The following is a 10827-nucleotide window of genomic DNA, read 5'->3' as shown; positions in this document are numbered from 1 at the left end:
CTCTCGCTTGTTCTCTTGTAAACAATTTTGCCATTTTGCTCGACTCCTATTACTTTCTTTCAAGTTAATAGAAGTTTCAACAAAATCGGTTACACTCCCTAGCTTTAGATAAGCTCGAAGCGAGAGGATTTCTTGAGAAGTCAAGTTAAAGCAGTTATGGTAAATTCTTTTTAGCTGATTGATTTACCGGTTCAAACGCTGCTGCTAAATTTGCCTGGTGATGCACATAAGCAGGAAGAATATTTTCCCAGTTTTTCAATTGAGGCAATATTCCTGACCACTTCGGCTAAACTCAAATCGTTCGACCACAGGGCTACTGACTTCTCGTCAAGTGAGCTCAGGAATATGATTTTGGAATCTACGAAAAGGAAAATCCCTCTTCCGGTAATTTTGTGTGAAGATTCCCATACTATCATCAGGTTCTTTACTGATGGGTTAATTTCCTTTTCTGGAGATTTTTTGTAGTAAGCAAGCACTCTGCATCCCCTTTCTTTTGCCTCTTGAATCATTGTGCTTACCTGTATTAGATCGTCATCTTCAGAGTTTATCAGAAGACAAAAAATCTCATGATTTGATGAATTGATTATCTCCCTGAGCTTCCTTAATACATTGGCATGCCCCCTGATACTCCATATCTCTGACTTTCCAGCAACTGTATCTTCACTATATAATGATTGTAATGTATCGCCTATCGTTTTTGAAGCATCTGCAATAGCCTGTGTCTGGTTCTTGAGGGCAAGCTCTGAGGCAAAAGAAGGGTCAATCGGCCTGTATTTTTTCGGTCTCCCTTCTTTGACGCTTACCCATCCCTTATCGACCAGAGAAATAAGAGTTGTATATATCTTTGAGTATGGTATTTCAGTCAGCTTACTTGCTTCTTTTGCAGATAAATGACCATGTTCTACCAGTTTCGTATATGCCCTGCTTTCGTACTCTGTCAGGCCCAGTTTTTCAAGCGCTTCAATTACTTTCATATTACACCTTTTTCCGAGTTTGTTTGTTGGAAAATTGATTTATAGGGAATATTACCACTTCAGGAGGTAAATAGTTTTAGTCAATATTGCTGAATAAAATATGCGCTTCAAAAAAGAAAGGAGAGTTACAGATAATATGAATAATATATACCACGTCAGAGGCTTTATTGCAATAGTAGCGTTTGCAATGGTCTTCATAACAGGCTCTACCAGCGCTGCTGAAATTAACATTGGGCTTGATAAGCTCTCACCCCAGCCTGTTGAACCAGGTCAGGATTTTGTATTATCAATAACGCTTGCGAATGAAGGCAGTGACGCAAAAGGTGTAACTATCGAAATCGTACCAGACTCACCCATTATTCTCAAAAATGATAATGATAGAGTCATCGATGTTGGCAATATTATCAAAAATGGTGCAGTCGTTGAAACATACCAGATGCATGTCAGCCCGCAGGCTGTTTCCGGGGTTTATGATATTGAATTTAAGGCACGCTGGTTAAGCAACGACCAGCAGCGTGAAGATAATAAAATTTTCAAAATCATGGTACGTGGAGTGCCGCAGCTTGTGATTTCTAATATCAGTATCAATCCTGAACTCATAAGTCCGCAGGATATGTTTAATATCACGTTTTCAGTCTCAAATGAAGGAACAGGGATTGCGCGCGAAGTACAGGTCAGTGCTGCAACAAACGACCTGCCGTTTGTTCCGGCTGGCGCTGATACAAAGATTATAAAAGTACTCAATCCCGGCGAGGTCAGTCAATTAGACTACCGTGTTCTGGTTAAAGACAAAGCTGAAATTTCATCATACTCAATCCCGATCAAAATGGAGTATAAAGATGAGAACGGAACAAACATCAGTTCCCAGAGTTTGGTAGGCGTCAGAGTTCTCGGTAAGGCAGAACTCGCAATTGCGAACATCAAAACCGAGCCGCAAAATCCGGTACAGGGCGATCCTGTCACGGTGACAATGCGTATTGAAAATTCAGGGAATGGTGATGCTAAATCTGTTAAAGTAAGCCTCAATATTCCGTTTGAAGGAACTAAAACAGCATTCCTTGGCAAAATCAAACCCAATGATGATGCACCAGCCGTGTTCAGCATCTTTGCAAACCAGAGCGGTGATGTTCCATATTCCGCCGTAATCGAGTTTGAAGACGATCTCGGCATGCACAGCATTACCGAAGCACTGAATCTGAATGTGCAAAACACGAATAAAAGCGGCTTCGTATCACCGCTCAGTGCAGTTGTAGTAGTAGTTGGAGCATGTGTTTATTATCTCTATCGCAGGAAAAAATAAGCAATGGTGGCAGGATGAGTACAATATGATGAGGAATTTAAGACAGGGTGGTATATGTTAAGTGATCTTAAAGTGTCATTATTTCTGGCATATAAATCCATAACAAAAGGCAATAAAGGTACACTTATTCTTACTATCTTTATTCTGTCTCTCGTCTTTGTAAATTTAATGTTCATAGCCTCCATTTTCCTTGGATTGACTGACACAATGGGCAACCAGGTAATTGATACACTCTATGGCAACATTGTAATCGAACCGAAAAAAGATGAAAAATATATCAATGATGTTTATTCCCTGGAACAAAAGATAAGGAGCATTCCTGGCATAGAAGGCGTCCTGGCACAATATATAACAGGAGCTACACTTTCATATAAGGATAAAAGCGGGTCGTGGAGCGTGCGCTCGGTAAATCCTGATGATGCGATGACAGTTACCATTACTCATAATTTCATGATAGATGGCGAATATCTGAGCAAGCTGGATACCAGCGAGATTATTCTTGGAAAAGAGATCCCTGGCGGGTACGGCGGTGACCAGGAGCAGCTTTCACTCGGCGGAGTCAGGGTCGGTGATTCTATTGATGTGCTCTTCAATAACGGCGTTAAGAAGAGTTACCGTGTAAAAGGCGTATTCGATGTGACTTTCACGCAGGCGAACAATATTGCATACATAAGCCAGAGAGAGATGGAATCTGTATTTGGTTTAGAGGATAAGGCATCACAAATCCTGATTAAGACTAAAGACAGGGGAAATGAAGATAGGTACGTAAAACAGCTTTCAGAACTGGGTATTAAAGAGAACATAAAACCATGGACTGCCTATGCAGCCTCTATAAAAAACATAACAAGAAGTTTTGATATGATCTCTGTGTTAATTTCTGCAATAGGGCTGTTTGTTGCGAGTGTGACTATCTTTATTATAATTTATGTGAGCACTATAAGCAAACGAAGGCAGATTGGAATTTTGCGGGCAGTCGGAATTAAGGAATCTGTGGTCATATATTCGTATATATTCCAGGCAATGTTCATAGCAATTTGCGGCACCATAATCGGGTTTTTTATTATGTTTTTTGTGCTCAGGCCCTGGTTCATCGGACACCCGCTGAAATTTCCTATTGGATTCGTTTCGCTGTTAATACTGCCTGAGAATATTCTGATAAACGCAATAAGCCTGATTGCAGTTGCATTGACTGCAGGATTTGTCCCGTCGTGGATTGCAGTTCGACAGACAATAATGGATGCTATGTGGGGCGATTAGAATTATCAAGAATGTCTCAAATGAGGCTGACACAGAAACTATCATCGAAATTAGAACTCTCACTCGAATTTATGGAATGGATGGGGTGCAGATTAAAGCTCTGAATAACGTCTCATTCGATATTAAACATGGTGAATTTACCGCGATAATGGGCAAGAGCGGAAGCGGGAAGTCCACTCTGCTGCATCAGCTCGGATTGCTTGATGTCCCTACTTCAGGTGAGATTATCATCGATGGAAAGAACGTTTTAAAATTGTCTGGGCCACAAAAAGCTAAGTTCCGGCTTGAAAGATTCGGGTATGTCTTTCAGGAGTACGCGCTTCTTCCTGAGCTTACTGCGCTTGAGAATGCCTACCTGCCAGCCATGGCGCTGGGCAGACAGAAAGAAGAGTATATGATAGCTGGAAAAGAAGTCCTGGAACAGGTCGGGCTTGGCACGAGGCAGCATCACCGTCCTCGTGAATTGTCAGGGGGCGAGCAGCAAAGGGTGGCAATTGCAAGGGCGCTGATCAACAGGCCTGATATACTGTTTGCGGATGAACCCACCGCGAATCTGGACAGCGTCTCGTCAAAACAGGTTCTTGAACTATTTCAGCGATTGAATAGTGAGATTGGGCTGACGATTCTGATGGTGACGCATGAGCCAGAGGACAGGAAGTATGTGCAGAAGGTAATCTGGTTAAAGGATGGAGAACTTGCGGAACAGGGGACATAATATGAAAAAGGAAATATTAGCATTTGTATACAAAACCCGAGGAATCTATATGCTTATTGCCATTTCAATTTCAATGGCAATAAAATTTCATTCTGGAGGAATTACAACTCTACCATTCTTTATTACAGGTGTACTTCTGGCAGCGATAGCGCAGGTATTTAGAGTTTATGTTGCAAGTTATCTCTGGGGTAGACAGGCGGTTACCGAACCAGAAGCGGAATTCCTTACGACGGTCGGTCCTTATGCTTATGTAAGAAACCCGATGTATCTGGGCAATTTCTTAATAGGCTTGTCTCTTTGCCTTGCTATTAATGAATGGTATGCTTTTGCTTTATTTATTTTAAGCTATATTTTCGTCTATTCGCTGGTTATACCTTATGAGGAAGAATATTTGCAGAACAAATTCGGTGAGCGTTATATAGAATATAAGGCCCACACAGGCAGACTTATCCCACGGCTCAACATCTACAAAAATGGTTCGAAAGTGATTCCAGATTGTAAAGCCGGTGTCCTGGGTGAAATCCATGTACCTGTTTTTCTTGCAGTATTTTTTATATTAATTTACATATTGTTTGTGAATGGACAGGTATGAAAGGAAAAATAATGGCATGGCTTTGTAACAGCCCTTTACGGACACTAATCGAAGTCCGGCTTTTGGGTCTTCCTATAACTGCTTTTCTAAGCGAAGTTTCCAATAGTATTCACAGTAATGACGTTATATTGGATATCGGGGCTGGTTCTGGTTATTTATTAAGTAATTCGTGGCTCAGTAAGATGGAAGTCGTTAGAAATGAAATTCAACTGCCGGGTTTCGGGCAACTTCACTTAACGCAGGCTTTGCGGCTCACTTCATTCGTCCAAATTCGCAAATGCTGACTTCTTGAGCCTCTAAATTAGGCGATATAGGAGCAGAAGCGGAGGCAATATAAATATTCATGACCTCTTATTAGAAATATACACATCAAATAATTTGCGCGACAGAAAAGAAATCCTATAATCAAAATCCGATGAGTCTATCGCATTGCCTGGTGGTTTTGAAAACAATGGAATAGCTAATGAATCAGTTGTGCCAAATAGTCACCACTTTCCTCTTGGCGAATAACTTTACACAACCATCCAGCCTTCATAGCATGGGCTGCCAGCATCTTCGAATCCACATGCAGCCATCCATAATGTGACCCTCTTATGCCCTTGTACTCGAATTGCAGGCGTATTTCCCCGAAATAGCGGTTATCGCGGCGGTTGGCTTCTTGGTAGGCAATGTGTACAGGATCTTTTGTATATCTGATGTCCAGAGAATTAAGCAATATCTGTCCATCCGGCTTTACTAATCTATGCATATCCCTGAGGAATGGATTGAGTCCGGATAGTGTTCCGACCATGCCTATGCCGTGACCGAGTATCAAAAGCGTATCGAACGGTTCTTCTTCAAAGCTGGAAATATCCGCGCAGCGGACATCTATTACTCCTCTTTTTCGCATAATTTCGCAGGCTCGCGGGACTATATCAATTGCACAAACAATCAGCCCTCGGTTCTGAAGAGCAATGCTGTGAGACCAACGCCTGCACCAATATCCAGTATTCGCCCATGACAGAGGTTACCATGTTGTTCTTGCTTTATGATTCTTCTAAAAAAGCTTCCTCCAAAGTTTCCTGGACATCTTTCAACCATGCCATTCTTTCTTCAAGCGTACTGATACAGACGATGTTATACATTTTTCTATGAAATTTTTTTATACCGCAAAGTTCAAAAATGCAGTTGTTCCATAATCGTTCGAGTGGATCTCTAAAAACCTTTTTCTCTCTTTCTGATGATGTATTTGATGTATTAAAAACTATAGCGCATTGAGCTTTTAGCAGTCCAATCGGAACACCTTCGCCTCCATCAGTTTCTTCAAATTCATAAGCTACTCCCGGGCGGATGACTCGATCGACCCAACCTTTTAAGATAGCAGGAGGTTGTCCCCACCAATTTGGATGTACAATAATGATACCATCAGAGATTGAAATTTCGTGACAGTATTTTTGAATAACTGTATCAACCTTTCCGTCCTTTGCAATTTCTTCAGTTGGTAAAACAGGATTAAAATTTTCTTCATACAAATCATGAAAATAAATTTCATCTCCACGATTTTGAAAAAATTTCTTTGTTACATCTGCTATAGCATGGTTTAAACTTCCTTTTGTCGGGTGTCCAAGAATTATTGATATTTTCATAGTACCTGCCTTAAGATAGAGAGAACCTTTTTCTAAATATTAACCTCATTAATAACCTTATCAAAAAATTGCATTATATGTTCAAAACGTTCTTTATATTGTAGGGCAGATTCGCGTAAAGCTTTCTTGCCATCGAGGGTAATATTGTATTGGACCTTCTCTCTTCCACCTACTGGTTCCTCGCTACTTATATACCCTTTATTTTCTAAATCTTTTAGCACTGAATAAACGTTACCTGCGGTCGCCGAGAAATATCCATGAGTTTTTTCTTTTATTAAATTACCTAACTCATACCCACTTAGAGAACTACGTTCGTTAAGAAAATACAGAACGAAAAATGCATACATTCTCAATTTCGATTGTTTTTTGTTTTCTCGTATTGCCATGTTACTATACAATATGTCACCGATAACTATATATTATTTACTGATATATCATTAATTGATATGTCATTATCAAATGTATCAAGTGATGATATACACTCACATGAATCTCCAAACAGAGATGAAATCATCCAGATAAAAAATTTAACCAAGATCTTTCAGAATCGCAGAAATATAATTGCAGTGGAAGATGTTAGTTTTGGTGTAATAAAAGGGGAGATTTTTGGCATTTTAGGCCCGAACGGCGCAGGTAAAACCACGTTGATACGGATGCTAACTACATTAATCAAGCCTGCTTCCGGCACGGCTCTTATTGCCGGATATGATATAGAGAAGGAACAAGAACAAATTCGTAACATTATCGGTGTCTGTCCACAAAACAGTACTATAGATAACCAGCTAACTGCCTGGGAAAACCTTGATTTCTATGCAAAATTGTTCAACATGCCAGATAAGGACAGGGAAGAGAGAATAAAGCAAGCTCTTGCAGTTGCCAACCTTACTGACCGCGCGGATATTCCTGTAGCATCTTTTTCAGGCGGTATGAGACGCAAACTTGAGATTGCAAGGGCATTTCTCCATAAACCTCTCATCTTATTTCTCGATGAACCTACAATAGCCCTTGATCCGGAATCACGAAGGGCGGTTTGGCAGCAGATTGGAATTCTAAATTCAGAAGGCGTAACGATTATTCTAACTACGCACTACATGGATGAAGCTGAAAAACTGTGCAATAGAGTCGCTTTTATAAACAGAGGTAGACTGGTAGCCATTGATTCACCGGAGAACCTCAAAAAGTCCCTGCCTGCAGGAGATCTTATCGAAGTGGTTATTGACAAAACCGAAGAATCCCTGATCTCAGAATTAAAAAATATTGAAAACCTTATTGAAGTAAAAATAAACAAGAACCGGCTGCAAATCTCAATAAGGAACGGTAAAAATGCCATACCTCAAATTGTGGATATAATCGGGAGACATAATGTCAGGATAGAATCTATCTCGATGCGTTCTCCTTCTCTGGAAGATGTTTTCATTCATTATACAGGTAAAAAACTTGATGCTCCATCTAATGATGCCTCGCTACGGAGGAGGATGAGATGAGCGGCACATCGGCGATATTTGAGAGAGATTTTAAGAAATTCATCAAAACTCCATTCATGATTGTAATGACTCTCATGTTCCCGGTATTTTATCTGGTCATTTTTGGCAATGCAATGGGCGGCAGTATCAACCATATCCCCATAGGCGTGGCTCAAGAGGACTCTTTTGATAATTCCACCCCACTATTTGAGTCCGCCATAGAGAAAATGAGGCAGAGCACTGTTTTTGATGTTACTGTATACTCAAATGAACAAAATGCTAAAAGGGCTCTTCAAGATGGTAAAATCAAGGCAGTTGCGGTTTTTCCAGACAAGTATTCGCGCGGAAACGAAATACAATTGTATGTGGACAGCTCGGAGTATTTAATCCCGGCAGTTGTTGATTCTGGACTAAATAACATATTAAGGAATTTAGAATTTCAGTCTCAAACAAGAACGACTAAAATTTACGGAGACGTTGATTACATTCAATTCTTTGGTGTTGGTGTGATGGTCATGGCGATTTTTATGTCCTCAATGATGGGCGGTGGAATGTCTCTAATCAGGGATAGGGAGATGGGTATAATTGAAGGATATCTCGTTACGCCTGTTAAACGTTCAAGTATTATTATAGGAACAATAGCAAGCGGAACTGTTAAAGCGCTCGTAGCAGCCATGCTGATTCTGATAGTGACTATTCCGGCAGCCGGAATAGATATAAGAAGCATAGAAGGATTTTTATTAATTCTACTGGTCCTGTTTCTTACAAGCATGGGTATAATCAGTTTTGTAGTAGCTTTTGCATCCCGCCTTGCCAGTCAATGGGCGTTTAGCTCGATTGTTAGCTTCTTAAACCTTTTACTTTTCATGACAAGCGGGGCGTTCTATCCTATCCAGGGCATGCCAGCCTGGCTGCAATATATCACATGGATAAATCCAGAAGCGTATTCAGTACATGCTTTAAGAAGCATAATCCTGAGGGACCAGGGTTTCAGCTTTATATTGTTTGACCTGGTAGCCCTGTTTATATTCACTATCATCTTTGTCACAATTGGAATTTCCAGTTTCAGGAGGACGCTAGAATGAGAATAAAACGGAGATATTATGAGAGAAATTAAAAAGATTATGGCTATTTTTGTAGTTGCTATGTTTAATGTTGTGCCGGTCTATGCCAGCACGGCATATCTACCGCAGAGTTTTGATATTTCCAATAACTATTATACAGTTTTTGGGGAACCCAATCTCACAGCCGCACTTATAGGCAGTAATGAGTTTGAAAAGGGTGAGTCAGTAACGTTATCCATGAATGTTCTTAACAGCGGAAAAATTTTCGGATTTAGAACAGAAAGAGAGCTGGACCCAGGTGACCCTGACTATTCGAATAGAAAAGAGCTTGCTAAGAAAGAGAAAAATTATGAGCTTCAAAGGATTGATACCCTGAACGTTATAGCAATACTGAGTTCTGATTCCAGTGCGCCTTTACAGGTCAAATCTGGTACCCAGTACATAGGTTCAATTCGCGGTGGGGAGATTTCCAATCCTGTGCAGTTTGCTATTGAAGTTGACAAAGATGCATCTCCTGGAATCTATAAACTCAAATTAAATCTCTCTTACGATTTCCAGCAGGATGTACAGGTTAGCGGGAATGTAACCAGAGGAGACGATATTGCCAATTTCTGGTATGATAAGCGCAGCCAAAACCAGACTATAGAGATTGAGATTAAGAAACAGGCAGAATTTGAAGTTATTAATGTGACTTCACGTGATTTACGGGTTAACAATGAAGGTTTAGTAGAGATCACGTACAAAAATATAGGTGAGGAGATAGCAAAAAATGCAGCTGCCAGAATTAATGTCATTGAGCCATTGAGCAGTCTGGACGATCATGCATTTCTCGGCACATTGGCACCAGGGCAAAAAGCAACTGCGGTATTTAAAGTCAAAGTAGATGAAAACGCGATACTGAAGCCTTATGAGATAAATAATAAAATAAAATATACCGATACTAGAGGCAAAACCGAAGTCTCAGAGGATATTATTACAAGTGTAATAATTGAACCTGCACCTCCCCTGACCGATAAATTAAAAGAAAATAGTTCGGCGCTGCTGATAACCGGATTCCTTGCTATAGCAGTTGGAACAAGACATTATTTAAAGAAAAAATCAGCAAGCGCTGGTCTCATCCATAAGTGAGACTTTCAACAGCTATCCAGTATTCAAGGATGCGCCGCGCCTGGGAGTTTCCAAGGATTACTAAAGGCAAAGCAATTTTTTAAGTTCTCCGGACATTCAAATTCCTCCATTTTGTATTAACATACAATATATATTTTCTGTGATAACATATAACAAATCTTAGAAACGGTGGAAGAATCACATTCTACCCTCGTTTACTCAGAGACCTTTTCCAGTGTTATATCGGACATTCCGTACCCTTTTACATCACTTTCCAGAATCGTATACACCTGAGCAGCCAAAAGAAGAATAAAAATGAATTAAATCCATACTGACCTTAGTCGGTCCAGAAAAAAATAGGTAAAAAACCTGCTTCTTTTTCCTCATTCTTTTCCTTTCTACCAGTCAATCTTTCATTCTTTTCTCCAATTTTTTCATTCTTATTTGGAGCCATAATTTTCCTTTTCATATTATTTTTCTCCTTAACCTGACATTTTGGTGGTTGAGGAAGCCAAGAAAACTAGTTTGCTTTCGTGGATAGGATAGGATGGACAAGGCTTCCTCATTAAACTAATACGTTTAGTAATAATATAAATGATCCTACAATTATTTAAGTTTATTTTTGATTTTAAAGGTATTATAAATTATATTTTGGTTTTTAATAGTTTTTTAAAGGTTATGTTAATGAAAAAAACACCTATATTACTTAATATTGTAACCAATTACGGTT

The 10827-nt window shown here is 39.8% G+C and carries 11 protein-coding genes; 7 read left to right on the top strand and 4 right to left on the bottom strand.

Annotated features, from left to right (window positions below; genetic code table 11):
• Positions 1-191 precede the first annotated feature (191 nt).
• Positions 192-974 (bottom strand): TrmB family transcriptional regulator, encoded by a 783-nt coding sequence (locus tag FIB07_16805; protein ID NJD54508.1) that lies wholly within the window; start codon positions 972-974, stop codon positions 192-194.
• A gap of 100 nt (positions 975-1074) precedes the next feature.
• On the opposite strand from FIB07_16805, the gene FIB07_16800 reads away from it, so the two are divergent.
• Genes FIB07_16800 through FIB07_16785 form a run of 4 tightly spaced genes read left to right on the top strand, consistent with a single transcriptional unit; the run spans position 1075 to position 4838 of the window.
• Positions 1075-2274, top strand: coding sequence for a hypothetical protein (locus FIB07_16800; GenBank protein NJD54507.1), 1200 nt, complete (start codon positions 1075-1077; stop codon positions 2272-2274).
• A gap of 54 nt (positions 2275-2328) precedes the next feature.
• Complete coding sequence (locus tag FIB07_16795) at positions 2329-3531, top strand: ABC transporter permease (protein NJD54506.1); 1203 nt, start codon at positions 2329-2331, stop codon at positions 3529-3531.
• Positions 3512-4246, top strand: coding sequence for an ABC transporter ATP-binding protein (locus tag FIB07_16790; GenBank protein ID NJD54505.1), 735 nt, complete (start codon positions 3512-3514; stop codon positions 4244-4246). Before FIB07_16795 ends, FIB07_16790 begins: the two co-directional genes overlap by 20 nt.
• The gene (locus FIB07_16785; GenBank protein ID NJD54504.1) at positions 4218-4838 is read left to right on the top strand and encodes an isoprenylcysteine carboxylmethyltransferase family protein; all 621 of its coding nucleotides are present in this window, start codon (positions 4218-4220) and stop codon (positions 4836-4838) included. The genes FIB07_16790 and FIB07_16785 overlap by 29 nt, the downstream gene beginning before the upstream one ends.
• Before the next feature lie 460 nt (positions 4839-5298).
• On the opposite strand, the gene FIB07_16780 is transcribed toward FIB07_16785, so the two are convergent.
• The 3 genes from FIB07_16780 to FIB07_16770 are packed head-to-tail and all read right to left on the bottom strand — an operon-like array spanning position 5299 to position 6849.
• Positions 5299-5841 carry a class I SAM-dependent methyltransferase gene (locus tag FIB07_16780; GenBank protein ID NJD54503.1) on the bottom strand — a complete coding sequence of 181 codons (543 nt, stop codon included), beginning with the start codon at positions 5839-5841 and terminating at the stop codon, positions 5299-5301.
• 22 nt (positions 5842-5863) lie between these two features.
• Positions 5864-6463, bottom strand: coding sequence for a flavodoxin family protein (locus tag FIB07_16775; protein NJD54502.1), 600 nt, complete (start codon positions 6461-6463; stop codon positions 5864-5866).
• Positions 6464-6495: 32 nt separating this feature from the next.
• Positions 6496-6849, bottom strand: a complete 354-nt coding sequence (locus tag FIB07_16770; GenBank protein NJD54501.1) for a PadR family transcriptional regulator — start codon at positions 6847-6849, stop codon at positions 6496-6498.
• Positions 6850-6939: 90 nt separating this feature from the next.
• Here FIB07_16770 and FIB07_16765 point away from each other — a divergent pair, with 90 nt between their 5' ends.
• Genes FIB07_16765 through FIB07_16755 form a run of 3 tightly spaced genes read left to right on the top strand, consistent with a single transcriptional unit; the run spans position 6940 to position 10118 of the window.
• Complete coding sequence (locus tag FIB07_16765) at positions 6940-7947, top strand: ATP-binding cassette domain-containing protein (GenBank protein ID NJD54500.1); 1008 nt, start codon at positions 6940-6942, stop codon at positions 7945-7947.
• Complete coding sequence (locus FIB07_16760) at positions 7944-9011, top strand: ABC transporter (GenBank protein ID NJD54499.1); 1068 nt, start codon at positions 7944-7946, stop codon at positions 9009-9011. The genes FIB07_16765 and FIB07_16760 overlap by 4 nt, the downstream gene beginning before the upstream one ends.
• Before the next feature lie 18 nt (positions 9012-9029).
• The gene (locus FIB07_16755) at positions 9030-10118 is read left to right on the top strand and encodes a hypothetical protein (protein NJD54498.1); all 1089 of its coding nucleotides are present in this window, start codon (positions 9030-9032) and stop codon (positions 10116-10118) included.
• Positions 10119-10827 lie beyond the last annotated feature (709 nt).

The sequence above is a fragment of the Candidatus Methanoperedens sp. genome, from assembly GCA_012026795.1.
Lineage (GTDB): Archaea > Halobacteriota > Methanosarcinia > Methanosarcinales > Methanoperedenaceae > Methanoperedens.
This window is presented reverse-complemented; position numbering and strand designations above follow the sequence as displayed.